General features: G+C 60.0%; 24 protein-coding genes and 2 tRNA genes. 16 read left to right on the top strand and 10 right to left on the bottom strand.

Translation table 11 applies throughout. From position 1 onward, the window contains the following. Positions 1 to 277: 277 nt before the first annotated feature. Both CGLUCO_RS09675 and CGLUCO_RS09670 read left to right on the top strand, forming a co-directional pair. Positions 278 to 1,822, top strand: a complete 1,545-nt coding sequence (locus CGLUCO_RS09675; protein WP_084036708.1) for a hypothetical protein — start codon at positions 278 to 280, stop codon at positions 1,820 to 1,822. A 111-nt stretch (positions 1,823 to 1,933) separates the two neighbouring features. Beyond that, positions 1,934 to 2,863 (top strand): mechanosensitive ion channel family protein, encoded by a 930-nt coding sequence (locus CGLUCO_RS09670; protein WP_084036844.1) that lies wholly within the window; start codon positions 1,934 to 1,936, stop codon positions 2,861 to 2,863. Here the strand turns inward: CGLUCO_RS09670 and CGLUCO_RS09665 are convergent. The 3 genes from CGLUCO_RS09665 to CGLUCO_RS09655 form a co-directional block, all read right to left on the bottom strand. Beyond that, positions 2,860 to 3,444, bottom strand: coding sequence for a hypothetical protein (locus CGLUCO_RS09665; RefSeq protein ID WP_084036710.1), 585 nt, complete (start codon positions 3,442 to 3,444; stop codon positions 2,860 to 2,862). The two genes, CGLUCO_RS09670 and CGLUCO_RS09665, sit on opposite strands and share 4 nt — an antisense overlap. 10 nt (positions 3,445 to 3,454) lie before the next feature. Beyond that, positions 3,455 to 4,225 (bottom strand): HAD family hydrolase, encoded by a 771-nt coding sequence (locus tag CGLUCO_RS09660; RefSeq protein WP_232621994.1) that lies wholly within the window; start codon positions 4,223 to 4,225, stop codon positions 3,455 to 3,457. Between the two features lie 61 nt (positions 4,226 to 4,286). Next, a complete protein-coding gene (locus CGLUCO_RS09655) occupies positions 4,287 to 5,519 on the bottom strand; it encodes a lipase family protein (RefSeq protein ID WP_005389150.1) in 1,233 nt (410 codons plus the stop codon). Between the two features lie 70 nt (positions 5,520 to 5,589). On the opposite strand from CGLUCO_RS09655, the gene CGLUCO_RS09650 reads away from it, so the two are divergent. Then, positions 5,590 to 6,213 (top strand): DUF4230 domain-containing protein, encoded by a 624-nt coding sequence (locus tag CGLUCO_RS09650; protein ID WP_070740144.1) that lies wholly within the window; start codon positions 5,590 to 5,592, stop codon positions 6,211 to 6,213. Between the two features lie 82 nt (positions 6,214 to 6,295). Continuing rightward, positions 6,296 to 6,919, top strand: coding sequence for a mycothiol-dependent nitroreductase Rv2466c family protein (locus tag CGLUCO_RS09645; protein WP_084036714.1), 624 nt, complete (start codon positions 6,296 to 6,298; stop codon positions 6,917 to 6,919). Between the two features lie 54 nt (positions 6,920 to 6,973). On the opposite strand, the gene CGLUCO_RS09640 is transcribed toward CGLUCO_RS09645, so the two are convergent. Then, on the bottom strand, positions 6,974 to 8,215 hold the full coding sequence (locus CGLUCO_RS09640) for a TIGR04053 family radical SAM/SPASM domain-containing protein (protein ID WP_005389154.1): 1,242 nt from the start codon (positions 8,213 to 8,215) through the stop codon (positions 6,974 to 6,976). 24 nt (positions 8,216 to 8,239) lie between these two features. On the opposite strand from CGLUCO_RS09640, the gene CGLUCO_RS09635 reads away from it, so the two are divergent. Beyond that, positions 8,240 to 8,707 carry a ribose-5-phosphate isomerase gene (locus CGLUCO_RS09635; protein WP_070740137.1) on the top strand — a complete coding sequence of 156 codons (468 nt, stop codon included), beginning with the start codon at positions 8,240 to 8,242 and terminating at the stop codon, positions 8,705 to 8,707. A 79-nt stretch (positions 8,708 to 8,786) separates the two neighbouring features. On the opposite strand, the gene CGLUCO_RS09630 is transcribed toward CGLUCO_RS09635, so the two are convergent. Both CGLUCO_RS09630 and CGLUCO_RS09625 read right to left on the bottom strand, forming a co-directional pair. Then, positions 8,787 to 9,602, bottom strand: a complete 816-nt coding sequence (locus CGLUCO_RS09630) for a hypothetical protein (protein ID WP_084036716.1) — start codon at positions 9,600 to 9,602, stop codon at positions 8,787 to 8,789. Between the two features lie 147 nt (positions 9,603 to 9,749). Beyond that, positions 9,750 to 9,974 carry a hypothetical protein gene (locus CGLUCO_RS09625; protein ID WP_005389174.1) on the bottom strand — a complete coding sequence of 75 codons (225 nt, stop codon included), beginning with the start codon at positions 9,972 to 9,974 and terminating at the stop codon, positions 9,750 to 9,752. A gap of 411 nt (positions 9,975 to 10,385) precedes the next feature. Here CGLUCO_RS09625 and CGLUCO_RS09620 point away from each other — a divergent pair. From CGLUCO_RS09620 to CGLUCO_RS09600, 5 genes are all read left to right on the top strand, one after another. Further along, positions 10,386 to 10,457, top strand: a tRNA-Gly gene (locus CGLUCO_RS09620). Positions 10,458 to 10,744: 287 nt separating this feature from the next. Continuing rightward, positions 10,745 to 10,818 (top strand) — tRNA-Pro (locus CGLUCO_RS09615). Positions 10,819 to 10,884: 66 nt separating this feature from the next. After that, positions 10,885 to 12,225 (top strand): trigger factor, encoded by a 1,341-nt coding sequence (gene tig / locus CGLUCO_RS09610; protein ID WP_005389176.1) that lies wholly within the window; start codon positions 10,885 to 10,887, stop codon positions 12,223 to 12,225. A gap of 137 nt (positions 12,226 to 12,362) precedes the next feature. Then, positions 12,363 to 12,947, top strand: a complete 585-nt coding sequence (locus CGLUCO_RS09605; RefSeq protein ID WP_034989413.1) for an ATP-dependent Clp protease proteolytic subunit — start codon at positions 12,363 to 12,365, stop codon at positions 12,945 to 12,947. Between the two features lie 11 nt (positions 12,948 to 12,958). Then, positions 12,959 to 13,582, top strand: coding sequence for an ATP-dependent Clp protease proteolytic subunit (locus CGLUCO_RS09600; RefSeq protein WP_084036718.1), 624 nt, complete (start codon positions 12,959 to 12,961; stop codon positions 13,580 to 13,582). A 49-nt stretch (positions 13,583 to 13,631) separates the two neighbouring features. Here the strand turns inward: CGLUCO_RS09600 and CGLUCO_RS09595 are convergent, their stop codons facing one another. Next, positions 13,632 to 14,483 carry an alpha/beta fold hydrolase gene (locus CGLUCO_RS09595; RefSeq protein ID WP_232621995.1) on the bottom strand — a complete coding sequence of 284 codons (852 nt, stop codon included), beginning with the start codon at positions 14,481 to 14,483 and terminating at the stop codon, positions 13,632 to 13,634. 190 nt (positions 14,484 to 14,673) lie between these two features. On the opposite strand from CGLUCO_RS09595, the gene clpX reads away from it, so the two are divergent. Continuing rightward, entirely contained in the window at positions 14,674 to 15,930 is a 1,257-nt protein-coding gene (clpX, locus tag CGLUCO_RS09590; RefSeq protein WP_005395269.1) for an ATP-dependent Clp protease ATP-binding subunit ClpX, read from the top strand. 69 nt (positions 15,931 to 15,999) lie between these two features. Here the strand turns inward: clpX and CGLUCO_RS09585 are convergent, their stop codons facing one another. Next, positions 16,000 to 16,749: a TetR/AcrR family transcriptional regulator gene (locus tag CGLUCO_RS09585; protein WP_005389185.1), complete on the bottom strand. Its 750-nt coding sequence runs from the start codon at positions 16,747 to 16,749 to the stop codon at positions 16,000 to 16,002. A gap of 435 nt (positions 16,750 to 17,184) precedes the next feature. Here CGLUCO_RS09585 and CGLUCO_RS09580 point away from each other — a divergent pair, with 435 nt between their 5' ends. Beyond that, the gene (locus CGLUCO_RS09580; protein WP_005389186.1) at positions 17,185 to 18,174 is read left to right on the top strand and encodes a malate dehydrogenase; all 990 of its coding nucleotides are present in this window, start codon (positions 17,185 to 17,187) and stop codon (positions 18,172 to 18,174) included. A gap of 86 nt (positions 18,175 to 18,260) precedes the next feature. Here CGLUCO_RS09580 and CGLUCO_RS09575 read toward each other — a convergent pair whose 3' ends face one another. Both CGLUCO_RS09575 and CGLUCO_RS09570 read right to left on the bottom strand, forming a co-directional pair. After that, positions 18,261 to 18,620 (bottom strand): hypothetical protein, encoded by a 360-nt coding sequence (locus CGLUCO_RS09575; RefSeq protein WP_232621996.1) that lies wholly within the window; start codon positions 18,618 to 18,620, stop codon positions 18,261 to 18,263. A 223-nt stretch (positions 18,621 to 18,843) separates the two neighbouring features. Further along, the gene (locus CGLUCO_RS09570) at positions 18,844 to 21,048 is read right to left on the bottom strand and encodes a fibronectin type III domain-containing protein (protein ID WP_084036724.1); all 2,205 of its coding nucleotides are present in this window, start codon (positions 21,046 to 21,048) and stop codon (positions 18,844 to 18,846) included. Between the two features lie 246 nt (positions 21,049 to 21,294). Here CGLUCO_RS09570 and CGLUCO_RS09565 point away from each other — a divergent pair, with 246 nt between their 5' ends. Genes CGLUCO_RS09565 through CGLUCO_RS09550 form a run of 4 tightly spaced genes read left to right on the top strand, consistent with a single transcriptional unit; the run spans position 21,295 to position 26,139 of the window. Continuing rightward, positions 21,295 to 23,955, top strand: coding sequence for a valine--tRNA ligase (locus CGLUCO_RS09565; RefSeq protein ID WP_084036726.1), 2,661 nt, complete (start codon positions 21,295 to 21,297; stop codon positions 23,953 to 23,955). Then, the gene (gene folC, locus CGLUCO_RS09560) at positions 23,952 to 25,412 is read left to right on the top strand and encodes a bifunctional tetrahydrofolate synthase/dihydrofolate synthase (RefSeq protein WP_070740115.1); all 1,461 of its coding nucleotides are present in this window, start codon (positions 23,952 to 23,954) and stop codon (positions 25,410 to 25,412) included. The genes CGLUCO_RS09565 and folC overlap by 4 nt, the downstream gene beginning before the upstream one ends. Next, on the top strand, positions 25,409 to 25,819 hold the full coding sequence (locus tag CGLUCO_RS09555; RefSeq protein ID WP_084036728.1) for a DUF4233 domain-containing protein: 411 nt from the start codon (positions 25,409 to 25,411) through the stop codon (positions 25,817 to 25,819). Before folC ends, CGLUCO_RS09555 begins: the two co-directional genes overlap by 4 nt. Next, a complete protein-coding gene (locus CGLUCO_RS09550; RefSeq protein ID WP_005389196.1) occupies positions 25,819 to 26,139 on the top strand; it encodes a hypothetical protein in 321 nt (106 codons plus the stop codon). Before CGLUCO_RS09555 ends, CGLUCO_RS09550 begins: the two co-directional genes overlap by 1 nt. The last annotated feature ends 448 nt before the right edge of the window (positions 26,140 to 26,587 follow it).

The raw sequence follows: 26,587 nt of genomic DNA, 5'->3' as shown, positions 1-26,587 counted from the left end.
CATCCGGCGTGGAGGTGGCGGGTTATACTGATGGCGTTGGTGTTCGTAGAGACGAACAGCTTCTCGCCCACGGGATGGGGCGAAATCTTCCGGGGAAATCATATTTTTGCTTTGCGGCGCGCAGGTTCGGCGACCGCTGACGTGGTCGCTTGTTCGTTGTCGCGCGGCAACAACTGAATAACCACAACCGACAACCTGGCCGTCAGCGGCCAGTGCTGCGCTGCGGCCCATCTGTCTTCTTGCTGTGGGGCCACGGTGCACAAAGAAAGGACAGATCATGGAAACCAAGCTGAGCATGGGGCAGTTGGAAGAACTCGTACGCATTTTCCTCTCGTGGGTGGGGGAGGAAGAACCACAGGTGCCGGAGTACGTGCGGGACCGGATGACGATCGTGGCGGAGACGCAATCGACGTTGTTTGAGCTTGGGCCGTCGAACATCCACGACTCGGACATCGCCGACCAGGTATCTGCAGTCGTACCGATGCACGCCAACGCCGGTGGCGGGTTCATTGTGGTCGGCGCGGACCCGGCGACGCTGGAGCCACTCGGTACCGCCATTGACTCGACGTGGCTGAAGGCCCGGCTGGTGCGTACCGTTGATGCGGCTGTGGAAATGAAGAAGTGGGTCGTGTGCGGCGTGGAGATTCTGGTGGTGTTTGTGCTGCCAGGGGTGTCGCCTGTCAGCGATGAGCGCGGGATGCTTGTTCTACCATCCGGCGTGGTTGATCGAGGTCAGTGGTGGTCGGATGCGGAATCCAATGAGCCAGCCAGCGCCGTGTCAGCAGAGACAATGAATATCGTGCGCGAGTGTGTGGGGGAGTGCGGCGACATGTCCGACGAGGAGGTGCTCGCCCACATTGGTGCGGCAACACATGATGGAACGCTCACCAATATGGGCTTCTACCTTCTGGCGCCGGTGGGTGTGCCCCGGTTCAGCCTGAACAGCCAATGGGCGGAGGGAGGCAGCACGTTGGAGGGGCTTGTGAACGTCGAGAAGCGGATCAGTGAGCTGAACAAACCGGTGGAGTGGGGCGTGGGTGACCTGCAGGCTACCTCCCGGCCTGTGCCCGAGCAGACGGTGCGTGACACGCTGGCCTACGTCCTGAGTATGAACAAACTCAACCACCCGGTGGAGATCACGTGGAGCAGTGACAACGCCCTCACCTTCGAGTACATGCCCCGTGAGCACACCAGCCGTGAGATGCTGGACCTCCTGCGGGCATTGGGGCTTGCCAACCCGCGCATGCAAGGCCGACCGAAATATCCCATCGACGGCCGGGCAATGATCACGCTTGGTCTCACCCCGCCTCGCTTCGATGACACCCATCTATACCTGTTCGGCGGGGAGCCGGATTGGAATGTCGTCCGCTTTTTGCGGGGCATCCGCCCGCAGCGGATCCTGGAAAATGAGCTGGTGCTGCGCGCGCTGGACCTGTTCTTCCAGGAGCCGTACGTGACGGCGGCGTCCCTGGCGGCGGCGCTGTCCATCGATGAGGGATCGGCGCTGGACGTGCTCATCGTATTGTCGGTGTCTGGTGCCGGTGGCAGCGGGATAATTAGGGGGCACTGCCATGGTTGGGTTCTCGGCGACGGTGCACGGCACCTGCTCGGCCACCGACTGGCGTACCTGCGCCCGGCGAAGTACGACGGGTTAACCGGCTTGCGTACCTTCCTCGACCAGTACGGCACGGTAAATGAGGATGACCTTGTTGCCTTGCAGGGCGCGGACGCGGAGGAGGCGGAGCAGATTCTCTTTGAAATGGAACTAGATGGGATGCTCGAGGAGCAGACTGTCGGCGAGTATGCGGTGAAGGCGCACTGACACCGGCTCCCGCCAGCTCCCGTTGGCTCCCGTCTGCTCCCGTCGGCGGGAGCGTCGGAAGGTCAGGTGTTCACGTGGAGCGCTACGGGCACACCGGGTACCCTGGGCACCATGTGGGACAAGATACAAATTATTTTTAATAACTGGTGGAGTGACCCCGATACACAGATGTGGCTCATCCAGCGCCCCTTCAAGATCCTGCTCACGATTGTTATCGCGTTTGTGGGCCAGTGGGTTGTCAGCTGGGCGATTAGGAAGTTCAGCAGGTACCAGAAGGAGAAGCCGCTCCACAGTTTTCTCCCCGTGAGGAGCACCAAGGAGGCGGAGATCGCCGATTACGAGGCGAAGGCCCGCCAGGAGCGCAAGCAGGGGCGCATCGACACGCTTGCCTCCGTGGCCAGGTCGACGGCCTTCATCGTCATCTGGGCGTGGGCGGCGCTGGAGATCCTCCGCAACCTCGGAGTAAACGTTGCCCCCATCATTGCCTCCGCCGGTGTTGTCGGCTTGGCAGTCGGCTTTGGCGCCCAGTCCCTGGTGAAGGATTTCCTTGCCGGCATCTTCATGCTCATGGAGGACCAGTACGGTGTGGGCGACACCATCGACGTGGGTGAGGTCGTGGGCGACGTGGAGGATGTCACCTTGCGGCTGACCACGCTGCGGGATATCGACGGCACCGTGTGGTTCGTCCGCAACGGCCAGATTGAGCGCGTGGGCAACTTCTCCCAGGGCTACGCGCTGGCCCGCATCGATTTCCCCATCGGCCTGCAAAACGATTTCCACACCGCCCGCGAGGCCATCGAGGAGGCGGCCAAGGCCGCCGTCCAGGCCGAGGACATCAAGAAGATGGTGCTGGACGAGCCCTCTGTCCAAGGCATCGTGAGCGTCAAACCCGATCACGCGAACATCCGCATCTCCGTCAAGACCCTGCCCGGCCGCCAGTGGGCCGTGCAGCGGCGCATCTACGCGGAGATCTTCCCCAAGATCCAGGAGTACGGCGTCACCCCGCCGAACCCCTTCCTGTACAAGGGTAGCTCTGACTAGCGGAAGTATTTGCGGATCGTCTTGTACAGCGCCATGAGGAAGAGGACAACGAAGGCGACCATGAGGGCGAGCAGGATGCAGCCCATCACCGCAGCTGCCGTGTCGTCGTCGAAATCCACAGTCCCGGCACCGACGATGGCGATGGCGAAGAACGCGACGGTCACCCCCAGAACAGGTTTCCACGGGTTCTTTTCGTCCGTGGGCACGACGGCGGAGCTCGTCGAGCCGACCTCTGCGGGCAGGGGCGTCGGTGTCGTGCTGGGGAAGCTCGGGTAGGAGGGCGCCGTCACCGGGGGAGCGGTGGCCGCCTGCGGGGTTTGCTGCCACTGGGGTGCGGTGTCCCGCGCGTCCAGCATGCCGTCGGCCCAGGCGGAAAACTCGGCGTGGGTGGCGGTGCCGCAGCCGGGGATGGGGGTATCGGACACCACGAGGTCTACGCCGTGTGAGGGGTCGGTGACGTGGGTGAGCCCCAACTGCGTGCAGAGCACCGTCAGCGGCACACCGTCCGGGACACGCTGCCCTCGCACATGGACCGGGCCATAAAAGGCGACGCGCGCGCCGGGGGAGAGGTGAGCGTTCATGGTGCCCAGTCTATCGGAGTTGTTCCAGTGGCTTTTCGACGCCTGTTACCACGTGAGTTGTCTTCTCCTGCACCTCTTGGGGAGACCAAGTAAAGCTGAAGCTCTCGTCGGCGACTGCGTGCATGGAGAGGTCGTTGAAGCTGTCGCCGAAGGTGTAGAGCTCCACTTCGTGCCGCGGCACACCCAGGTGGCCGGCAAGCCAGGCAAGTCCCGCGCCCTTCGTGCACCCGGTGGGGATGATGTCGATGAAGTCCTGGTTGGTGACGCACTCAACGGGGACTGTGTCCTGGATCCACGCGACGAGCCGCTTTTGCAGGGTGTCGTTTCCAGGAACCCTGATGGGTAAGCCGATGAAATGATGCTGGGGGATCTCGCTGGGATCCATTTCCTCGTACTCTAACTGGATTGCGCTGACCGCGTCCTTTGCACACCGGTCAGAAAAAAGGGCATCGAGCTTACCTAGGCGCGTGCCGTAGACGGCGATTCCTTCCTGCGTGGAAAGTTCGGCTACCACGCGTTGGACAGTCGGCGTGTCGAGGTAGGTTTCGTGCAGGACAGCGCCAGCACGGTCGGTGACGACCGCACCGGTGTAGAGCACTGAGTAGTCGAACCGGATATCGTAGCCCCGGAGTACGTACTCAGCAGCAGTAAGCGACCTGCCTGTTGCAGCCACGGCCAGATGGCCTGCCTCCTGCCAGCGGTGGATCGCCTCTCCGATAGTGTCAGGGATGCGGCCGTCAAAGAAAATGGTGCCATCAAAGTCGAACGCAGCGATTTTCATGGCACCCATATTATCCAGTTGTGGCAACAGTTTGTTGCTTGTGGCTTGCTTCTTGACGCGACTAGATTTGCCCGCAGTCGCTTGGCGCGGGGAGCCCCTTGAACCTGTCGATGAGCCAGTTGATGGACAGCGGTGCATCGCCGAAAGTGGGGCCGATGTGGTTGAGGACGAGCTTGCCGGGCACGAGCGGGGTGAGGTTGGCGTTGAAGTCCACGGTGGCGCCGAGGTCGCAGTAGTCGCGGGCCATCTGGCGTACCTGTTCGTTGGGGATCGCGTCGTCAGTGTTGCCGGAATTCACAAGGATCGGGGCGGTGGGCTTCATCTGGCCCAGGCGCTGCTGCTGCAGGGCGTTGCGGAACTCCGGTGAGCCCCAGGCGAGCTCGGGGAAGGATTCGCCAGTTGTGGTCAGTGTCCGGGTGTCTGTGAACGCCCAGCGCAGGGAGAGATCTGCAACGCAGGAGGTCTTTGCCTCGCGCAGGAGCTGCTTGCCGCGTTCGTTGAACTTCTCGTCCACGACCTTCCGGATCTCAGGGTAGCGGTCCATGTACCCGTTGGTGGACATGCCCAGTACCCCGGCGATGGCAGACGTGTCGATGGCGGGCATAACTGCGAGAAGGTTCGCAGGGGCCGCGCCGGAGTAGGTGCCCTTGACGTTGAGCTCGGGCGCGTACGTGCTCACTCGCTCGGCGGCGGCTGCTGCGGCACCTCCGCCTTGGGAATACCCATGGAAGCCGAGGGGCGAGTCAGCCGGCAGGCCACGGAGGCGGAAAGCCGCCCGGGCCGCGTCGATAAGCGCGTTGCCCTCCTCGTCAGTGACCGTGTAGCCGGGAACCCCCGGAGTGCCCACGCCGATGTAGTCCGTGACTACCACCCGGATGCCCGACAGTGATGCCGCGATGTGAATAGGGGACTCGTAGTTCGTTCCCAGCGCCCCCGTCAGTGGATCAAACGTGCCGATGAGCGAGTTGGAATTCGCACACGCATCGCCATCGCCGCGGGTACCGGGCGCGAACGCGATCGTCGGAACAGGGCCGGGGCCCGGCCAGGGGGCTGACGGTTCGAGCACCATGCCACCGGAGTAAGCTGTGCGCCCGTTGTGATCCGTCGTTGTGTACACGAAGCGGAAGCCGTTGCCGTAGCGAAGCGGAGTGGAGGAGACCACCGTCCCGGGAGCCACCTTCTCAGAGGCGACGGGCGGGGCGATGGCCTCGGCAGACGCGCAGGTGGGGACAAAAACACAGGCGAGGGCGGCGAGTACAGCCGCGCCTTTCTTCAGCTGCAGACGAAGGTTCATACCAGCTAACTTATACTTATTACTGGTTGGGTGAAAACCCAGGGAACGAAATAGTGAAAAGGAATACCCCATGTTGAAAGCAGTCTCTCGGATCATCGCGGCTCTCCTCGTCGTAGTTCTCATCCTTGCAGCAGGCTTCTGGGTTGGCACGCGTGGAGGACTCATCCACAACGCCAAGCCGATTGTCAGCTCCACCCAGCTGGGTGCCAGCTACAAGGACATCGCGGAGCTTTCCGTTGAGGAGTACGTGTTCACCAATGTGGCTAAGCGTGAAGATCCCGGCAAGATCATTGCCGGGTGGGGCATCCCGTTCACCGGCAACAACATCATGTTCACCTACGACGGCACCGTCAAAGCAGGCATCAAGGACGCCTCCAAGATTGACGTGAAGGTCAACGACGGCTCCAAGAAAGTGACCATCAACAGCCCCAAGGTGGAGATCACTGAATCAAAGATCGACCCGGCCACCATCACTGTCTACGACCAGTCTATGAATCCCTTCAACCAGATCAAGGTGCAGGAGACCATGGAGTTCGTGGCACAGGAGGAGGATGCCGCCCGCCAGAAGGCAATTGACAGTGGCCTGCTCGACCGCGCAGAAAAGCGCTCCGCAGAGCTTCTTGAGTCCCACACAAAGGCGCTGCTCGCCGGTACTGACGCAGCCGACTACACCGTAGAGGTGAACTGGAAATAAGGGGGGTACCGTACCAGCGAACCCGGACAATATCAGTGCAATCTCGGTAGAATTAACCCACGTTTGAGCTAAGGAGGAAAACGTGAAGGTTGAAGATACCGTTCAGTTTTGGTTCGATGTGAGCTGCCCGTTCTGCTGGATCACGTCCCGCTGGATTAAAGAGGTCCAGGATGTCCGCAATATCAAGGTGGACTTCATTCCCATGAGCCTGTCCGTCCTCAACGAGGGACGCGACGAACTCCCCGAGGACTACAAGGAAAAGATGAAGGCCAACTGGGGGCCTGCCCGCGTCTTCGCGGCGGTGAAAACCAATTACCCCGAGAAGATTGACCAGCTCTACACCACGATGGGCAATAAGGTGCACATCGGCCAACGCGTCGCCTCCGGTTACGGCGGATACGGTGCCGTGATCAAGGAATCCCTCGAAGAGGTCGGCCTCCCCGCGAGCCTTGCCGAGGTAGCAAACACCGAGGAATACGACTACAAACTTCGCAAGTACCACCGTGGTGCAATGAAGGCCGTGGGCAACGATGTGGGAACCCCCGTCATCAGCCTGGGCAAGACCGCATTCTTCGGCCCCGTCCTCACGCGCATCCCCACGAAGGAAGAAGCCGGCGAGCTTTTCGATGCCGCCGTCCGTCTCGCGCAGTACCCGCATTTCTTCGAGCTGAAGCGCTCCCGCACGGAAAAGCCTGAGTTCGACTAACTCATCGCACACAAAAAGCGCCTTCACCACAAAGGTGAGGGCGCTTTATGCGTCTTAGTAGCTTTCGGGGACGGTGACGATCTCGCCTGTGCGAGAAATCTGAATCCCCGTGCCGTGCTCCGGGTGGACACGGGTGCCACCGGCATCGAGCCACGCCTGCGGGACGTAGCAGCACTGGTCATCCGATGCTCGGACATCTCCGGTCAGGGCGTAGGCAGTGGAGCGGGAGCCACCGCAGACATCGTGGAAATCGCAGTACGCGCACTTGCCGCGCCAACCCTCCGGGTGGCGAAGCGAGACGAACACGGGGGACTCAGCGTAGATCTCGTTGATGGTCTGCTGCTTGACGTTGCCACAATGGAAGGGCAGGAATCCGTTGGGGTACACATCCCCGATGTGGTCGATGAAAGCAAAACCAGAGCCGGAGTTGACGGCCATCGGGGCGCGAGGCTTCCGCTTCTTGTAGGGGGCATCGCCGAAGATACGCTCGGTCTCCTCGGTGAGGTAGCGGTAAAGCTCGCCTCCTTCGTACGGCGCTAGACCATGTTCACGGCGCAGCTTCTGCTGGATAACAACGCGCCGGTATTGGGGCGCCTCGGTGGTCTTGATGGCAATGCGATCAGAAATGTCATCGAGCCAGACGAGGGTGTCCTCGCGCTCCTTGGGGCTGAGCGCGTTGAGGTCCGCGCCACGGCCAGTGGGCACGAGGAAGAAGACATACCACATCTTTGCCTGCATCTCGATGACGCGCTTAAGTAGCGCAGGCGCCTCGTGGATATTGCCCTTAGTCAGCGTCGAGTTGATTTGTAGACGGTACCCCTCGGCATTAATGAGCGGTGCCTTTTCCAACGTGGCATCAAAGGTGCCACTGAAACCGCGGAATGCATCGTGGGTTTCGGGGGTTGCACCGTCAAGCGACATGCTCATCGCCTTGCCGCCTGCTTCGCGGAGTTCGTGCAGCCGTTCGGGGGTCACCTTGGGGGTGACCGAAGGTGAGAGGCTGATAGACAAGCCAAGGTCCGTGCCGTACTGGCAGAGCTCTGCTAGGTCGGAGCGCTCGAAGGGGTCGCCACCGGTGAAGACGACGAGGGGGTAGGGCTTCTCATAGCTGGCCAGCTGGTCTAGCAGGCGCTTTCCCTCTTCCGTCGTGAGCTGATCCGGGTGGGGCTCGTGTTGTGCGTCTGCCCGGCAGTGCTTACATACGAGGGCACAGGCGCGCGTTACCTCCCAGATAACGATGAACGGCTTGGTCTCAACATTATGGCGTACCTTGCGTACAACTGGAGCATGGGACATAGGTACCAGTGTACATTTAGGGGTATGCATATTTATTTGGGTGCTGACCACGCAGGATACGAGGCTAAAGAAGCTATCAAGGCCCACCTGATCGAGGCCGGCTATGAGGTGACGGATTGCGGCGCGCACGAATACGACGCGCAGGATGATTACCCGGCTTTCTGCATCGCCGCGGCTGAGGCTGTGGCCAAGGATCCGGGTTCGCTCGGTTTCGTGCTCGGCGGTTCCGGCAACGGCGAGCAAATGGCTGCCAACAAGGTCAAGGGCATCCGGTGTGCCCTCGGCTGGAATGAGGACACCGCCCGTCTTGCCCGCGCACACAACAATGCGCAGGTTCTGTCCATCGGTGGGCGCCAGCATTCCGAGGAAGAGGTGCTCAAGCTTGTCGACGCTTTCCTCGACGAGTCCTGGAGCGAAGAGGAGCGCCACCAGCGGCGCATCGATATTCTCGCCGAGTACGAGAAGACCGGCGTCGCTCCCGAGGTCAAGTAATCGCCTTTTTATAAAGAAAAATCCCGGTTGTGGTTGACTCTTCCACAGCCGGGATTTTTGTGCGCTTATCAGCGCTTATTTAGAAGTCGAAATCAAAGTCGAATCCGCCGCCGTCGCCACCGAAGAGGCCACCGTCGAAGAATCCTCCGCCGTCGCCCATGTCGCCCATATCTCCCATGTCTCCACCGACATCGCCCATGTCGCCCATATCTCCGCCTGCGGCTTCGAAGCCATCGGCGTACCCGTCGCCGTAGCCCTGCTCAAACCCGGCTGCGCCGTAGCCAACACCGGCCATTCCGTTGAACATCGCGGAGAACATCATCACTGAACCTGCTGTCCACATGCCACTAACGAGGGCGGGTGCCCACCACGGCTCGGAGTACCAGCCAGCGGGGACCGGCCTGCCAGCCACGCGACCACCGGGGTAGTAGTTCGGCGTCTGTGCAGAGGAGTGTGGCGAGGCGGTGATTTGGCGCCCGTCGTAGTTAATGGTGCGCTCTTCGGTCACCTTACCTGCAGCCTTCTGCCCCTCGAGCGGGGGAAGTTCGGGGCCTTCAGGGAGTCCCATAATCTCTCGGGCGGCCTTAATATCGTGCAGACCTTCGAGAGCTGACTCGCGGGCGAGCTGTGCCTGGCGCACGGACTGGGCCTGTGAAATCTGAGAATTCGCAGCTGTATAGCGCTCGGAGGCATCGGCAATCGCCTGAGAACTAGCAGTATCTGTGCCTGTGAGGTTGAGTACCTGCCCGCCGAGGCGTTCGATCCATCGCCGCGCATCAGCCTGAGCATCTTCGAAGCTCAACTGATTTACCTGTCGTTGGCCACGCGATTGGCCACGTGATGTAGCCGCGACTAGCCCGATGACGATGAGGGCAATGAGCAGCATTCCGAGCATAGAGAGGGGACCTTTCTTAGCAGTAATTCTATACGTATCAACGTACAAGCGGTCTGGAATGTTCCATGTCTGTCTGGGGCGATCCAGAATGACAAAAGCGCCGTCCATCAATCGTGACGGCGCTATACCGAAGTGCCTCGTAGCCGCTTAGTAGTTTACTCCGCGGTTCCCCTTGGATCGCTCCTCGGTCCACTCAATAATATCCTTTGAGTTCCACAGGGTCAGTCCGTGGAGCTTCGCTACGGGCTTGGGTGCCCTGCCGCGGCCAGCGTAGCTAGTGAATGTGCCACGCGCGGTGTTCGAGTATTCCGCGCATTCCACAGCAGTCCAGAGGGGCACCTGGGTGTCTGCATCAATAATTACTGGTTTCATGGTGTTGTAGTCTAACCATCCCCGCTCTCATTAATTCATACACGCACCTGCAATTTTCCTGCTTACTGCCCCATTTTTTCCCTCTTAACTGCTGTTTTACGCCCTAAAACCTGGAAAGAACCTGAAAGTCTACACGGGTGGGAAAGATTGATTATCAAAGGTGGATCTATTGTGAAAGCTATTTGCCGTGGTCGACAGGGTTTTCTCTGAGTGTAACGCAAAGACAAGTGGATGCACGGAGGTTGGGATAGTCACACTGCTGCTACCCCGTATTGTCATTAAATTAACAGCCGGGGAATTGTGTTGACCACTCGTTGCACTACACCTTTAGGGGGAGAATGGTTCGACGGGTGCGGGGAGTGAACTGGCAATTTGTCTACCTGGTTATCGGAATGTAACCTAGAACGCACTGGGAATGTCGTATAGTGGCTATTACCCCAGCCTTCCAAGCTGGTGACGCGGGTTCGATTCCCGTCATTCCCTCTCCTAGGTTCAGGCCGGTCTCCGATTCTCGGTGACCGGCCTCATTTTGTTTATCTACTCCGAATTGGGCGTGTGGAGGGTTAATTAGGGGTGAACGAGAGTGCGTGATTGTGGCGGACTACAATCTTCTCCAGCGCGAAACCGAGTGTGTGAAAGGCGATATCCGTCATTCCTCTTGTTGGCGAGTAAAGCCAGGTTAAGTGCATTTAAATGAATAAAGAGACCCCATGTAAGCGCAAGTTTACAGAGGTTTAGTACAATTCCCTTCTAGCAAATCGAATTGCACACGGGACATGGCGCAGCTTGGTAGCGCACCTGCTTTGGGAGCAGGGGGTCGCAGGTTCAAATCCTGTTGTCCCGACGAAAGGGAAGGTCTAACCTTCCCTTTTTGTACCTAATCAACGTTTACAGATCAGGAGAATGACTCGTGAAGAGTTCCGTCGACAAGTTGAACGACACTCGCGTCAAAATCACGGTTGAGGTTCCCTTCGAGGAGCTCACCCCTGAGATTGACCAGGCCTACAAGGCCCTCGCCCAGCAGGTGACCTTCAAGGGCTTCCGCAAGGGCAAGGCACCCCGCAAGCTTATTGACGCTCGCTTCGGCCGCGGTCCGGTTCTGGAGCAGGTTGTTAACGACATGCTTCCGTCCCGCTACGGCAAGGCAGTAGAGGACAACGACCTCCGCCCGCTCGGCCAGCCCGCCATCGACATCACCAAGCTCGAGGACGGCAAGCTCGTAGAGTTCACCGCCGAGGTTGATGTCCGCCCGGAGATCACCATCCCGGACTTCTCCACTTACGAGATCGAGGTCCCGGAGCTTAAGGTCACTGACGAGGACGTGGACAAGGCCATCGATTCTCTTCGCGAGCGCTTCGCCGAGCTGAAGGCCGTCAAGCGTAAGGCCAAGAAGGATGACTTCGTCACCCTCGACCTCAAGGCCACCGTTGATGGCGAGGAGATTGAGGAAGCCGCTACCGAGGGCCTCAACCACCGCATCGGCTCCGATGAGCTTATCGACGGCCTGGACAAGGCCGTCAAGGGCCTCAAGGCCGGCGAGGAAGCCACCTTCACCTCTTCCGACCTTAACGGTGTTGAGGACGGCAAGGAGGCCGAGGTCACCGTTACCGTGAAGGATGTCAAGGAGCGCAAGCTTCCGAAGGTTGACGAGGACTTTGTCCAGATGGTCTCCGAGTTCGACACCGTCGAGGAGCTCCGCGAGGACACCGAGAAGAACCTCACCGAGCAGAAGAAGGTCGAGCAGGCCTCTGCCATCCGCGACGAGGTTCTGAAGAAGGCTCTCGACGAGGCTGACTTCCCGCTGCCGGAGGCAGTCGTGGAGGAGCAGGTGCAGGGTCAGCTGCAGCAGCTCATCGCCCAGTTTGGTGGCGACGAGTCGATGCTCGACCGCGTCCTGGACATGCAGGGCACCACCCGCGAGGAGTTCGACAAGGAGTCCCGCGAGAACGCCGAGAACGCCGTTCGCACCCAGCTGTTCCTCGATGTCCTGGCTGAGCAGGAAAAGCCGGATGTTACCCAGCAGGAGATCCACGAGCACATCATGTTCACGGCTCAGCGCTACGGCATGAACCCGCAGCAGTTCCTGCAGCAGATCCAGCAGACCGGCCAGACCTATAACCTGGTCGCCGATGTCCGCCGCGGTAAGGCACTGGCAACCGCTATCTGCCGCGTTTCCGTCAAGGATGACGCCGGCAACAAGGTTGATCCGGAAGACTACTTCGGTGAAGAGGAAGTCGAAGGCGAGGAGTAATCCCCCTACTGACGAGGCCGCCCGCTCTGCGCGGGCGGCTTTTTCGTCGCGATAACGCTATGAGCGAACAACCTTTATCCGGCGGGCTCGGTAAAGGTAGGGTGGTGGAGTAAATGAAACGAAAGGATGTTTAGACAATGGCTGATTCCGCACCAGGAATGAACCTGGGGGATTCCGTGTATGAGCGCCTGCTGCGCGAGCGGATTATCTTCCTTGGCTCCGAGGTCAACGACGAGATTGCAAACAAACTGTGCGCACAGATCCTCCTCCTGTCCGCCGAGGATCCCACGAGGGACATTTCGCTGTACATCAACTCGCCCGGTGGCTCTGTTACTGCCGGTATGGCCATCTACGACACGATGAAGTACGCGCCGTGCGATGTGGCAACCTACGCCATGGGCCTCGCGGCCTCGATGGGGCAGTTCCTGCTCACCGCAGGCACGAAGGGCAAGCGTTACGCCCTGCCACATGCACGCATCCTCATGCACCAGCCGTCGGCCGGTGTGGGTGGTACCGCATCCGATATCGCCATCCAGGCGCAACAGTTCGCGCTGACGAAGAAGGAGATGGCCGAGCTCATCGCCGAGCACTCGGGCCAGACCTTCGAGCAGATCAGCAAGGACAGCGACCGTGACCGTTGGTTCACCGCCGAAGAGGCCCGTGACTACGGCCTGTGCGATCACGTTATTTCCCACGCCACCAACGATCAGGTTGGATCCTAAGGAGAGTAGATATGGATATGCAAAACATGCCTCAGTCGCGATACATTCTCCCGAGCTTCGTGGAGCACTCCTCCTACGGTGCCAAGGAATCCAACCCGTATAACAAGCTCTTCGAGGAGCGCATCATCTTCCTCGGCGCGCAGGTGGATGACACCTCCGCCAACGACATCATGGCGCAGCTCCTCGTCCTCGAGGGACTCGACCCGGACCGTGACATCACGATGTACATTAACTCCCCGGGCGGCTCCTTCACCTCGCTTATGGCGATCTATGACACGATGCAGTACGTCCGCCCGGATGTGCGCACCGTCTGCCTCGGCCAGGCGGCCTCCGCAGCGGCAGTGCTCCTTGCCGCTGGTGCGAAAGGCAAGCGTGCGGCGCTGCCGAACGCCCGCGTCCTCATCCACCAGCCGGCTACGCAGGGTACGCAGGGTCAGGTTTCTGACCTGGAGATCCAGGCGCGCGAGATCGAGCGGATGCGTAAGCTCATGGAGGACACGCTGGCGCACCACACGGGCCAGACCTCGGAGCAGGTCCGCATCGATACGGACCGCGATAAGATCCTCACCGCCCCAGAGGCTGTGGAGTACGGGCTTATCGACGAAGTCTTCGATTACCGCAAGCTCAACAAGTAAGTAGACAGAGAAAAACCGCCGGCAACGCCGGCGGTTTTTTGGCTTTTTGTTACTTCTCTGAGTCGTTGACCTCGCCGAAGACCTCGGTGGGGTACTGCTCGTGGTAGGTCTCGGAGGAATCCTTGAGCAGACTATCGTCGTCGATTCCGAAGTGGCGGGCGAGGAGCGTGGTGACCTCTTCAGCGGCCTCGACGTTGGACAGGTGCGCAGCCGACTCGATCACCGTGTAGGTGGAATTCGGAATGGACTCGGCCATTGTGCTCATGACCTCGGGGGTGCAGCCGCCGTCGTGGCCGCCGGGAACGACGAGGGTGGGGACGGAAATATCCTTCAGGCCCTCCCAGTTGTCCCACGCGGCGAGTGCCTCGCAGGCGCGGGCGTAGCCCTCGCTGGGGGTGCAGTCCATGAGGTGAAGGACATAAGCGAGGCTTGCGGGATGCTCCTCGCGCCAGTCGGCGGTGAACCAGTTGGTGATGGTGGCCGCGTTTGCCTCGTGGAGGCCGCCGTCGCGGACGGAGGCCGCCTTACTTGTCCACGCCTCCGGGGTGCCGAACTTGGCATTCGTGGAGAGGAGCGCGATGCTCGTCACGCGCTCGGAGTGTGCGCCGAGATACTGCGCCACGGCCCCGCCGAGCGAGAGACCGACGAGCTGGAAGCGGTCGACACCGAGCGTGTCCAGCGTGGAAAGAACGAGATCGCCGAACTCGGGGATCGAGTGGACGTCGAAAAGCTCAGAGGCGCCATGCCCCGGATGGTCGATCGCGATGACGCGACGGTGGTGGGAAAATGCGTCGAGCTGCGGGGACCAGAACCACGCGTTGGCGCCAAGTGAACCGAGGAAGACGATGGGGTCGCCCTCGTTGGACGATCCGAATTCTATGCTGTGCAAAACGTTAGTCATACCATCCAATGTACGTGCGAATTGCTCATCGTGCGAGGGCCTCCGCCGTGCTGTGGTTCCGGTGTGCGATACTGGAACTGGCCCTTCCCCTGCGGAAATATAAGGCGGTATAACCGCGTTGACAGTGTGGGGTAGGCTAAAGCCTCACGTCCAGAAAACCAACGAACTCAAGGAGTGGTGAAAGCACCATATGTCGCGCATGCAAGAGACCGCTGACCTGCTTAAGTGTTCCTTCTGTGGGAAGAGCCAGAAGCAGGTAAAGAAGCTAATTGCCGGGGGCGGCGTGTACATCTGCAACGAGTGCATCGACCTGTGCAACGAGATCATCGCCGAGGAGCTCTCCGCCGAACGCGCCACCAAGATGGACAAGGAATCGCTCCCCACGCCGAAGGAGATCAAGGAATTCCTGGACGAGTACGTCATCGGGCAGGACGAGGCCAAGAAGGTCCTGTCCGTCGCCGTGTACAACCACTACAAGCGCGTGAAGCTGCAGAACGTTTTCGGCTCCGATGACGGGGTAGAGCTGCAGAAGTCCAACATTTTGCTGCTGGGACCCACCGGCTGTGGCAAGACGTACCTGGCGCAGACGTTGGCCAAGAAACTGGACGTGCCGTTTACCATCGCCGATGCGACGAGCCTGACCGAGGCCGGCTACGTGGGAGAGGACGTGGAGAACATCCTGCTCCGCCTGCTCCAGGCCGCCGACTTCGACGTGAAGAAGGCTGAGCACGGCATCGTGTACATCGATGAGATTGACAAGATCACCCGCAAGGGGGAGAACGTCTCCATCACACGCGACGTTTCCGGCGAGGGTGTGCAGCAGGCTCTGCTGAAGATCCTCGAGGGCACCGTCGCGTCGATTCCGCCGCAGGGCGGCAGAAAGCATCCCAACCAGGAACTCATCCAGGTGGATACGTCCAATATCCTGTTCATCGCCTCCGGCGCGTTCGCGGGCCTGGAAAAGGTGATCCAGGAGCGCGTGGGCAAGAAGAGCCTGGGCTTCGGTGCGGATATCCGCTCCAACGAAGAGCTGGAGAATGCGAATATTCTCCAGAAGGTGCAGCCGGAGGACCTGGTTAAGTTTGGCCTCATTCCCGAGTTCATTGGTCGCCTCCCCGTCACGGCGACGGTGAACCAACTGGACAAGAAAGCCCTCGTGTCCGTCCTTACGGAGCCGAAGAACTCCCTGGTCAAGCAGTACCAGAAGATGTTTAGCTACGACGACACGGAGCTCGTCTTCACCGACGGCGCGCTGGGCGCGATCGCGGAGAAGGCGCTCGCCCGCAAGACCGGTGCCCGTGGCCTGCGCGCCATCATGGAGGAGATCCTCGTGCCGGTCATGTACGACATCCCCTCTAGGGAGGTGTCCAAGGTGACTATTGATGCCGGCGTGGTCAACGGCACCGGCCGACCGAAGCTCGTGGGTAACAAGAAAAAGGCCTCGTAACAACTACCGAAAAGCCTCCCCACTGTGAACTGGGGAGGCTTTTGTCGTAGTTAACTGGGTGGGAGCTAGCTATTCGTAGACGTCGCCGAAACCCTCCTCGGCGGCGTAGAGATCGCTCTCCGCGGACCCGTTCTCGCGTGCCTCGTTGCGCTCGGATTGGAGGTACGTCTCCCCGCCCGTGGGCGGAAGCTGCGCGGTGAGGAACGAGATGACTTGATCCTGGGCTTGGTTCCGCAGCGCCTCCGTGTTGATGGCGGAGGAGAGGTCCGTGTTGTACAGGTTCCGGAAGACGAGGTTCCAGGAGTAGGGGAGCAGGCAGAGGCCAACGATGGAGGCGTACATGTCCAGTGCGGAGATTCCGGGGCGGAACGCGCCGGCATCCTGGCCGAGCATGAGGAGCTTGTTCAGCTGGAGGAACAAGTCGGAGTGGTCTGCCAGCGGGGGCAGCTCTTCTGCATCCACGTGGTGGTAGATGGACTCGGTGAGGACCAGTTTCACTGCGTCGGGGTGCTGCTCGAAATGGTCGAAGACAACAGAAACAATCTTTTTAGCCGATTCTACAGGGACGACCGACTCGAGCTCGAGCTCTTCCTGGCTCGGGCGGAGCTGTGTGACGGCAAGTGTGAGGGCGGCGATATACAGCCCCTTCTTGTCTGTGAAGTGGTAGTGGATCATGCGCTTGCTGATCCCGGACTTGGTGGCTACCTGCTCGAGTTTTGTCTGCTTAAACCCCTGATTGGCAAACAGCGTCAGCGCGAGCTCGACCACGCCGTCTTTCGGTGACTCTGTGGAGGGGAAAGAATCGTGTGACGAAGTCATCTTCTCTCTATTCTGGGAAGAAAATTCTAATGGTTTCTAGGACAATTAAACGCCTAAATTCCCGTTTTGACGCGCGTGCTCCCCCTGTATGGGTGGTGCTAACGACGTTTTTGTCCTACGTTGACCCATATATGTGAGAATTATCACAAGGCGAACCCTTTAATAGCCCCCGGAATAGGGGAGATTTTTCGGTGGTCTGCTGTCTTTTTTCGGATTTTGGGGGGAGGGCGGGCGTAGTTACATGAACAAACGCACTCGATTGCGGTCATTGTGTAACAAGAAAAAGTCCGGATGGAGCATTTTCCTGCCAAAAATCCGCTCGTCGCCGTGCGGTTTTGTCGAGTACGCTCTCTGTTAGTGCGGAAAAGTTAGTCCGTTCAGATTATCGTAGACTTCACATTCCGTTAGAACCGACGTTTTACTGAGAGGATTGTCATGTCGACCAATGAGACCAAAAAAGTAGTTGTCACCGGCGCCGCAGGTCAGATCGCGTACTCCCTGCTGTTCCGCATCGCTAACGGCGATGTCTACGGCAAGGACACTCCCGTCGAGCTGAAGCTCCTGGAGATCCCCCAGGCTGTGAAGGCAACCGAGGGCGTTGCTATGGAGCTTCTGGACTCCGCCTTCCCGCTCCTCACGGACATCGAAATCACCGACGATCCCAACAAGGCGTTCGACGGTGCAAACATGGGCTTCCTCGTCGGCGCAAAGCCGCGTGGCAAGGGTATGGAGCGCGCAGACCTGCTTGCTGAGAACGGCAAGATCTTCGGCCCGCAGGGCAAGGCCATTAACGACAATGCGGCCGACGATGTGCGCATCCTCGTCGTGGGTAACCCCGCGAACACGAACGCCCTCATCGCCCAGCAGCACGCGCCGGACGTTCCCGCTTCCCGCTTCACCGCGATGGTCCGCCTCGACCACAACCGCGCGATGAGCCAGCTGGCCACCAAGCTCGGCTGCAGCTCCACCGCCCTGGAGAACATCGTGGTGTGGGGTAACCACTCCGGCACCCAGTTCCCGGATCTCACCAACGCCACCGTGAACGGCGAGTCCGTCATGGACAAGATTGACCAGGATTGGTACACCGGCGAATTCATTCCGAAGGTTGCCGGCCGTGGTGGTGCCATCATCGAGGCGCGCGGTTCCTCCTCCGCTGCTTCCGCTGCTTCCGCCGCTGTGGATCACATGCACGACTGGGTCAATGGCACCAACGGCAAGTGGGTTTCCGCCGCTCTCCCGTCTGACGGTTCCTACGGCATCCACGAGGGCATCGTCTCCGGCTTCCCAGTCACTTCCAACGGTGGCGAGTGGGAGATCGTCCGCGGCCTGGATCTCACGGACTTCCAGAAGGAGCGCATCGCCAAGACCGTGGAAGAGCTCGACAGCGAGCGCGCCACCGTCCGCGAAAACGGCCTCATCGACTAGTTAGCTCGCGAGCCTAAAAGAGCTAGATAAAAAGAGCCTGCCCCCGTCCCATAACAGGTCGTTGGGGCAGGTTTTTGTATGTGGAGTTACGTGGTTCGGTCTCCGTGGTACCTCCTGCGAAACTCCAGGATGAAACGGACAATGACGGGGATGACGATGGCGAAATAGCCGGGCCAGCCGGGTGTACAGAACCCAACGGCAAGGAGCGCCAGCGCGAAAGCGAGTTCGCGGTAACCGGTCCAGTGCGCGGACACGGGATTGTTGCGCCTGCAAAATTCCGACATGCACAGCGCTGCGGTGGATAAGACGATAAGCACGACCGCAGCGGTCACCGTATCGACGCGGTCGGAGGCGTAGTACACGAGGTGTTGGGCTTCTCGCGCGGCGATTCCCGGTGTAAGGAAGTACCAGGGGGACATCGCCCATCTACGTAAAAACTCTGGCAAACCAGGACTACCTTTCGTTCGGTGACACCTAAAGCGTTGACGGGGAAGCACTTCACCTGCTTCTCAGGAGGGCGTGTTGAAAATACCTGAGGCGAAGGCGGTGAGAATCCTTTTTCAGTCATCTCCGCCCCACATCTCAGTCGGTTCACAGCAGTTTGTAGCTCCGCAGTAGCGCAAAAACGGCCCGCACCATGTGTGATGGTGCGGGCCGGGTCGATGACCGTTAGATGTAAATCCCTGCCTGGGCAAGGTAGGGGCGTGCATGGCCAAGCACGTTGCCGATGAGCCAGCCCAACAGGCCAGCAACGGCAATCATGCCGAAGAATCCGCCGACGCCGACCCATACCATGTTCTCGGCAGAAGATCCGTCGGAGCTTCCGTCTGTGTCATTTCCTGGCTTAGGCTTCGGTGTGGTCTTTTCGACGGTGACGGTGATCGGGTCGCCGATGTTGGTGCCGCCGTCGGTCAGCTGCACGGTGTAGTCTCCGGCCTTCGCGTCCTTGGGGAGGGTGACGGTCACCTTTCCTTGCTTATCGACGTTCACCGTTGCGCCAGTGACCTTGGTGCCTGCGGCGTCGAGGACCTCGCCGGTAATGCTGTCGGTGGGGTTTACGACCGTGTCATCGAGAACGGTGGCCTTACCGGGGGTGATCTTCTCCACCGTCGTGCCCGGCCTCATGCTAGGTTCTGGGGCATTGACGGTGACTGTGATCGGGTCGCCGACGTTGGCACCGCCGTCGGTCAGCTGCACCGTGTAGTCTCCGGCCTTCGCGTCCTTGGGGAGGGTGACGGTCACCTTTCCTTGCTTATCGACGCTCACCAATGCGCCAGTGACCTTGGCGCCTGCGGCGTCGAGGACCTCCCCGGTGATGGTGCCGGTGGGGTCTACGACCGTGTCATCGAGGACGGTGGCATTCCCAGGAATGACCGTCTCCACCGTCGTGCCCGGTTTCAGACTCGGGGTGGGGGCCGGCTCCTCAGTAGTAGGTGTGGGCTTCTTCGAGGTGGTCGGTGCGGGTTCCTTTGTAGAGGTCGGCTTGGCCGTTGTCGGTGTGGGCTTCTTCGAGGTGGTCGGTGCCGGTTCCTTTGTAGAGGTCGGCTTGGCCGTTGTCGGCGTGGGCTTTTTCGAGGTGGTCGGCTTAGCCGTTGTCGGCGTGGGCTGCTTCGAGGTGGTTGGTGCCGGTTCCTTGGTGGGGGTCGGCTTGGTCGTTGTCGGTGCAGGGTTCTGTGTCGTCGTGGTGGCTGTTTCTGAAGCGATCGGGGCGGGCTTAATCGGATCCTTCTGTGAGAGCGTCACCTTGTCGATGACAGCACCCGTAGCCACATCGCGAGTAGTGATGGTGAGCTCCTCAGGGCTGACCTTCACCGTGGTGTAGTCCGGCGTGCCATCCTGGGACGTTTTCGCTAGGTCCTCGGACGCGCCCGCAGGTTGTGCGAAATTGCTGTTCGAGGCTGAGTTGAGGGAAACAAACAGAGTTCCCTGATCCTTCTTGTACAGGACATTGTCCTCGGCCTTTGTCGCAGCATCCGCCGTCAGCAGGTGAGAACGGCTGTAGTAGTAATCGCCACCGGTCAAGACCAGGTCAATACCGGCCTCACTGGCAGCTTGACGGAGCTCCTTACTCATAGAATTCATGCCGTAGAGCACCAGCCAATCCGTGCTTGGCTTCAGGCGGGCAGCCTCGTTGCGGATCAGCGTGGCTGCGCCGGCGGCATCTGTATCAGAAACGTTGATGAAGCCGACGTTATTGAAGATGAAAGCAGCATGATTCTTGAGGCCACCGGGGAGCTGGAAGTGCCAGCCGGTTTCGCCGCCTTTGTCGCCACTGTGAATGCCGATGGCGGTAGGGACATTCTGTAGAGCAGGAGAAGCAGTGAACGTGTCGCGCTCAAGGTTCGAAGACATATCGGAGGTGGCGTTTCCGGTCACCACCAGGAGCTCAGGGTGAGCCGCTGTGGCCGCCGTGGCGGTGGAAGCCCAGGTCGCGTCGTCGACTAGCGTATTCGGCGCGCCGGTGGCAGCAAAAGACCAGGACGTGCTGCCACTGCCTGCGGTAAACGTCATCGGCTCGGACCAGCCAGCCATATTACTGCCAATGCGGTAGGTGTACGTCTTACCAGGAACGAGGTTGCGAACAACCGCCTTGCGGTGCTGGTACGTCTGCAACGAGCGGTTCGACGGCATATTTGGCGTGGTGAAAATTCCCTCGTAAGTCGAAGAGGCATCGGCGGTATCGTCGGAGGTGATGTCAACTCCGGTTACCACACCCGACTTTTGATCCCACGTGAGGGTAACGGAGGTTTCGTCGCTGCCCGGTCCGAGCGCGACGTTATAGAAGCCATTACCGTTATCGCCGGCGTGGGCCATCGGAGCAACAATGAGAGAAGCTGCCAAAGACACGGCTGTAAGCAGTGCTGTTTTACGCATGATGTCTGGTCCTTACTTTATGGTAAAACACTGTGTGAAGTTCTAAGAAACATTCACCATTATCTGAGTAAATCTTAGGATAGTCCATTTTCTTTCGTATGGGATAATTGCGTATCAAAAAATCTACAAAATCTCGTTGAGCTGTTATGGTGCGAGGTAACGCCGTTGCGGTCAGGGGTAGTACGGGGGTAGTAACGGGTTAAGGGAATCATCAGGAATGCCCTCAGGTGGAAGAGGGTGCTGGAGATGTTACCCGCAGGTTATAAGATGGCTACCGTGACTGATAACCGGGAAATGCGCGAGCTCCCCAGCAAATGGGAGCCGAAGGAACACGAAGAGAAACTGTATGAGACGTGGGTGGAGAAGGGCTACTTCACGCCCGATGCTCACTCGCCCAAGCCGGCGTTCTCGGTGGTGCTGCCGCCCCCGAACGTTACCGGTCAGCTCCACATGGGGCACGCATTAGACCACACCCTCATTGATTCCATCGTGCGCCGCAAGCGCATGCAGGGTTACGAGGTGCTGTGGCTGCCGGGCATGGACCACGCCGGCATCGCCACCCAAACCAAGGTGGAGGCCAAGCTCCAGGAGGAGGAAGGCAAGCGCCGCTGGGATTACGAGCGTGACGAGTTCGTGGATAAGGTCTGGGAATGGAAGGAAGAATACGGCGGACGTATTCTCTCCCAGATGCGCGCCATCGGCGACTCCGTGGACTGGACTCGTGAGCGGTTCACCATGGACGAGGGGCTGTCTCGCGCCGTGCAGACCATCTTTAAGAAAATGTACGACGAGGGCATGATCTACAGGGATTACCGCTTGGTCAACTGGTCCCCGGTTCTCGAGACCGCCGTATCCGACATCGAGGTTGTGTACAAGGATGTCGAGGGTGAGCTCGTCAGCTTCCGCTACGGCTCGATGAACGACGATGAACCGCACATCGTCGTTGCTACCACCCGTATGGAAACGATGCTCGGCGACGTGGCCGTGGCCGTTCACCCCGACGACGAGCGCTACACGGACCTCGTCGGACAGGAGTTCCCGCACCCATTCCGCGACGACCTTACTATTAAGGTCATCGCCGACGACTACGTCGACATGGAATTCGGCACCGGCGCTGTGAAGATCACCCCGGCGCACGACCCGAACGACTACGCCATGGGCCAGCGCCACAACCTGGACATGCCCATCATCCTGGATTCCACCGCGCACATTTGCGATACCGGCACTCGTTTCGACGGTATGACCCGTGAGGAAGCCCGCCACGAGATTTGCGAGGCCCTGCGTGAGCAGGGCCGCATAGTCAAGGAGATTCGCCCCTACGTCCACTCCGTCGGCCACTCGGAGCGCTCCGGCGAGCCGATTGAGCCCCGCCTGTCGCTGCAGTGGTTTGTGAAGGTGGAAAAGCTGGCAAAGATGGCTGGGGATGCGATCCGCGACGGCAAGACCACCATCCACCCGGCAGCGCTCGAACCCCGGTACTTCGACTGGGTGGACAACATGCATGACTGGACCATTTCCCGTCAGCTGTGGTGGGGCCACCGGATCCCGATCTGGTACGGCCCGAACGACGAGGTTGTCTGCTGCGGCCCGGACGATACACCACCGGAAGGCTACACGCAGGACCCGGACGTACTGGATACGTGGTTCAGCTCCGCGCTGTTCCCGTTCTCCACGATGGGGTGGCCGGATTCCACCGACGATCTGAAGAAGTTCTACCCCACGAGCGTCCTCGTCACCGCCTACGACATTCTCTTCTTCTGGGTTGCCCGCATGATGATGTTCGGCACCTACGCAGGCCAGATGACGGAGGGCCTCGGCGAGGTTCCGTTCACCGACCTGTTCCTCCACGGCCTCGTCCGCGATGAACGCGGCCGCAAGATGAGTAAGTCCCTGGGCAACGGCATTAACCCGATGGACTGGGTGGAAGACTACGGTGCGGACGCACTGCGCTTCGCCCTGGCTCGCGGTGCCAACCCCGGTGTTGACCTGCCACTTGGCTCCGATGCCGGTTCCTCTGCCCGCAACTTTGTGACCAAGCTCTTCAACGCCGCCCGCTTCGCGCTGTCCCGTGGTGCCGACGCTTCTGCCGAGCTGCCTGCGGAGCTTTCCGATGCCGATCGGTGGATCCTCGACCGCCTGAACGAGGTCACCCGCGACGTCAATGAGCTTCTCGACGACTACCAGTTTGCCAAGGCTAACGAGGAAATGTTCCACTTCGTGTGGGACGAGCTGTGCGACTGGTACCTCGAGCTGTCCAAGACGAACTTCCAGCCCGCTGTCATGGGGCACGTCCTCGACCAGGTACTTCGCCTCCTGCACCCGACGATGCCGTTCGTCACCGAAACCCTGTGGACGGCCCTGACCGGCGAGGAGACCATCACGTTCGCCCAGTGGCCTGAAGCGGCTCCTTATGACGGTGCGGAAGCGGAGCGACGCACCGCTTCGCGCCGCATCGCTGACGTGCAGAAGCTTGTCACCGAGGTTCGCCGCTTCCGTTCTGACCAGGGTGTCAAGCCCTCTCAGAAGGTGCCGGCACGCATCGACTTCGCTGCAGCTGACCTCGCTGGGCTGGAGGATGCCGTCCGCGATATCGTCCGCCTGACCCCGCCGGAGGAGGACTTCACCCCGACGGCCTCCATCGAGATCCGCCTGGCTGAAAAGACTGTCCTTGTCGAGGTCGATACCTCCGGCACCATCGACGTCGCTGCCGAGATTAAGCGCTGCGAGAAAGACATTGCCAAGCAGGACAAGGAATTGGAGACCACCGGCAAGAAGCTCAGCAATGAGGCCTTCTTGTCCAAGGCACCCGAGGCCGTAGTGGAGAAGATCAAGACCCGCCGCGAGGTTGCACAGGCTGAAAAGGAACGCCTAACCGCACGCCTTGCACAGCTGGAGAAAATGCAATGAGCCTAGAGTTCAACGAGTCCGGTCTCACCCTCAACCTATCTGAAAAGGAAGAGCATGTTGAGCACCGGCCTGTGACCAAGGACGATCTCGCGCGCCTTGCCGAGGTTGACGCCGAGCACAACGAGCGCTGGAGCGAGATCCACATCGATCCCACGCTGTCGCGCATCGCAAAGCTCATGGATCTTCTGGGGCACCCCGAGCAGGCGAGCCCCATGATCCACGTGGCTGGCACCAACGGCAAGACGTCGACCGTGCGGATGATCGAATCCCTGCTGCGGGCATTCTCCCGCCGCACGGGACGCACGACGAGTCCCCACCTGCAGCTCGTGACCGAGCGCATTGCCATCGACGGTGAGCCGATGCACCCCGCCGACTACGTCCGCATCTGGGAAGAGATCAAGCCCTACGTGGAAATGGTGGATGCAGAATCGGAATACCCGATGAGCAAGTTCGAGGTACTCACCGCCATGGCCTTTGCAGCCTTCGCCGATGCGCCCGTCGACGTGGGAGTCGTCGAAGTAGGCATGGGTGGTCGCTGGGATGCCACCAACGTGTTGCACGCAGACGTGTCCGTCATCACCCCGGTTGGCCTTGACCACCAGGGGATGCTGGGTGACACCATCGGTGAGATTGCTGGCGAGAAAGCGGGCATCATCAAGCCGAAGTGGGACAGCGGTGACCTTCTGCGCCCAGGGCCGGTCACGGTCGTCGGCAAGCAAGATCCCGAAGCCATGCGCGTCATCCTGGAGAAGGCCGTGGAGGCGGACAACTCCGTTGCACGACTGGGACAGGAGTTCGGTGTTACCGAGTCGACCGTTGCCGTCGGTGGCCAGCAACTGACTATCCAAGGACTTGGCGGAACATACGAGGGCATCTTCCTTCCGCTTTCCGGCGCGCACCAGGCGGAAAACGCCGCCGTGGCGCTCGCCGCCGTCGAGGTATTTTTCGGCGCAGGTTCTGGTCATCAGCTGGACATCGACACGGTTCGCCGCGGCTTCGCACAGGTACAGTCGCCCGGCCGCCTCGAACGCGTCCGCGCGACACCGACCACCTTTATCGACGCGGCCCACAACCCGCACGGCGCGAAGGCGCTGGCTGGTGCGATGTCCCGTGATTTCGACTTCCGCCGCCTCATCGGCGTTATGGCCTGCCTCGGTGACAAGGATGTCGACGGCGTTCTCACACAGCTCGAGCCAGTTATGGACGAAGTCGTGTGCACCGTCAACAATTCACCTCGGTGCCTTCCCGCAGAAGAGCTGGCCGACAAGGCCCGCGCCATCTTTGGCGAGGAACGCGTCCACCTGGCGGAGAATCTTCCTGCCGCCGTTGAGCTAGCGGTGGAGCTTGCCGAGGACCCCACGGAGGGTGATACGGTCTCCGGTGGTGGCATTCTCATCACCGGTTCGGTTGTCACTGCCGGCGAGGCGCGTACGCTGTTTGGAAAGGACCCCGCATGACAGACACCCCCGAATACGGCCCACTAGGGCCTGGACAGGAGCCGGTTAAGGATCCGATCAAGGGCCTGCGCGGCGTGATGAGCAGTGTTCTCATCACCGAAGCGATCACCCTGGGGTTGGTTCTCACCGTGATCTCCAAGTTCGGCGACCTGTGGCAGCCGGCCAACATCTGGTTCGTTTCCCTCGTCACCGTGGCGCACGTGGTGGCCGCGTTCCTCCAGCGATTCAGCTGGTCCATCTGGCTCAACATTGCCCTGCAGGTGGTGGCCCTCGGAGGGTTTTTCATTCACTGGTCAATGGGTGCCGTGGTGATCATGTTCATCCTCTTGTGGATCTTCGTGTTCTACCTGCGCAACGTGATTATTGAAAGGAAGAAGCGTGGGTTGCTCACCACGCAGCACACATAATGAAGTTTATTTATGGTTTTGCCACGATCTGCTTCCTGCTCACCGCCGTCACCTATTTCATGGGTGGTCGTTGGGGCTGGGGCGCAGCAATCCTCATCCTGGGGATTGGGCTAGCAGTCCTCACGTTCATTGAGTTCAAGAAGCCTCCCCGAGTGGAGTTCACGGCCTCGGTGGCGGCATCCATCCCGGATGAGACGAAGGTGGACATCGTGCGGCTCAAGCGCGACGGTGACTCAGTTTCCGCAGTCAGGGCCCTCCGCGAGGCCGTCCCCGGCTTATCTCTCCCGGATGCGAAGGATGCCGTAGATAGATTCTTCTAGTCCCCGGGTGCCCCCAATTGGTATGACCGCTGATTGGGGGCACATCCGTCATTACCATAAAAAACGCGGATAGTCAGCACACGATAGAGACCTCGTTGTGAACACCACGGCCAGTAGTGGGGCTCAACGCACACTCGCATCACCGCCGACCCATCCTGAGGAACATACCTATGACAGAAAGAGAAGGAACTCCGCATTTTTGTGGAATAGCTCGCACCCCATTGATTACTGTTACAGTGTTTTTTCCTGTCCGCTGGGTTTCGGTGCGTGGGAGTTTTCCACATGCGCGGAGGCGTTACCACCATTACCACCTCGAACCTTAGAAGGGTGGGGGACTATAAAGAAAAAACAGCACCGAGTAGCCGTATGTGGCAATCCCCGCCAGGATAGCCCCGTGCATAACGTGAAACAGAGCGGTAATGGTTGGGATGTCGAAATGAGGGGGAAA

Origin of the sequence: Corynebacterium glucuronolyticum DSM 44120, assembly GCF_030440595.1 — a bacterium.
Taxonomy (GTDB): domain Bacteria; phylum Actinomycetota; class Actinomycetes; order Mycobacteriales; family Mycobacteriaceae; genus Corynebacterium; species Corynebacterium glucuronolyticum.
This window is presented reverse-complemented; position numbering and strand designations above follow the sequence as displayed.

Excerpts from the sequence above, each read along its gene's own strand:
- CGLUCO_RS09675 (WP_084036708.1), top strand. The coding sequence starts at position 278 with ATGGAAACCAAGCTGAGCATGGGGCAGTTGGAAGAACTCGTACGCATT.
- CGLUCO_RS09670 (WP_084036844.1), top strand. The coding sequence starts at position 1,934 with ATGTGGGACAAGATACAAATTATTTTTAATAACTGGTGGAGTGACCCC.
- CGLUCO_RS09665 (WP_084036710.1), bottom strand. The coding sequence starts at position 3,444 with ATGAACGCTCACCTCTCCCCCGGCGCGCGCGTCGCCTTTTATGGCCCG.
- CGLUCO_RS09660 (WP_232621994.1), bottom strand. The coding sequence starts at position 4,225 with ATGAAAATCGCTGCGTTCGACTTTGATGGCACCATTTTCTTTGACGGC.
- CGLUCO_RS09655 (WP_005389150.1), bottom strand. The coding sequence starts at position 5,519 with ATGAACCTTCGTCTGCAGCTGAAGAAAGGCGCGGCTGTACTCGCCGCC.
- CGLUCO_RS09650 (WP_070740144.1), top strand. The coding sequence starts at position 5,590 with ATGTTGAAAGCAGTCTCTCGGATCATCGCGGCTCTCCTCGTCGTAGTT.
- CGLUCO_RS09640 (WP_005389154.1), bottom strand. The coding sequence starts at position 8,215 with ATGTCCCATGCTCCAGTTGTACGCAAGGTACGCCATAATGTTGAGACC.
- CGLUCO_RS09635 (WP_070740137.1), top strand. The coding sequence starts at position 8,240 with ATGCATATTTATTTGGGTGCTGACCACGCAGGATACGAGGCTAAAGAA.
- CGLUCO_RS09630 (WP_084036716.1), bottom strand. The coding sequence starts at position 9,602 with ATGCTCGGAATGCTGCTCATTGCCCTCATCGTCATCGGGCTAGTCGCG.
- CGLUCO_RS09625 (WP_005389174.1), bottom strand. The coding sequence starts at position 9,974 with ATGAAACCAGTAATTATTGATGCAGACACCCAGGTGCCCCTCTGGACT.
- CGLUCO_RS09605 (WP_034989413.1), top strand. The coding sequence starts at position 12,363 with ATGGCTGATTCCGCACCAGGAATGAACCTGGGGGATTCCGTGTATGAG.
- CGLUCO_RS09600 (WP_084036718.1), top strand. The coding sequence starts at position 12,959 with ATGGATATGCAAAACATGCCTCAGTCGCGATACATTCTCCCGAGCTTC.
- CGLUCO_RS09595 (WP_232621995.1), bottom strand. The coding sequence starts at position 14,483 with ATGACTAACGTTTTGCACAGCATAGAATTCGGATCGTCCAACGAGGGC.
- clpX (WP_005395269.1), top strand. The coding sequence starts at position 14,674 with ATGTCGCGCATGCAAGAGACCGCTGACCTGCTTAAGTGTTCCTTCTGT.
- CGLUCO_RS09585 (WP_005389185.1), bottom strand. The coding sequence starts at position 16,749 with ATGACTTCGTCACACGATTCTTTCCCCTCCACAGAGTCACCGAAAGAC.
- CGLUCO_RS09580 (WP_005389186.1), top strand. The coding sequence starts at position 17,185 with ATGTCGACCAATGAGACCAAAAAAGTAGTTGTCACCGGCGCCGCAGGT.
- CGLUCO_RS09570 (WP_084036724.1), bottom strand. The coding sequence starts at position 21,048 with ATGCGTAAAACAGCACTGCTTACAGCCGTGTCTTTGGCAGCTTCTCTC.
- CGLUCO_RS09565 (WP_084036726.1), top strand. The coding sequence starts at position 21,295 with ATGTTACCCGCAGGTTATAAGATGGCTACCGTGACTGATAACCGGGAA.
- folC (WP_070740115.1), top strand. The coding sequence starts at position 23,952 with ATGAGCCTAGAGTTCAACGAGTCCGGTCTCACCCTCAACCTATCTGAA.
- CGLUCO_RS09555 (WP_084036728.1), top strand. The coding sequence starts at position 25,409 with ATGACAGACACCCCCGAATACGGCCCACTAGGGCCTGGACAGGAGCCG.
- CGLUCO_RS09550 (WP_005389196.1), top strand. The coding sequence starts at position 25,819 with ATGAAGTTTATTTATGGTTTTGCCACGATCTGCTTCCTGCTCACCGCC.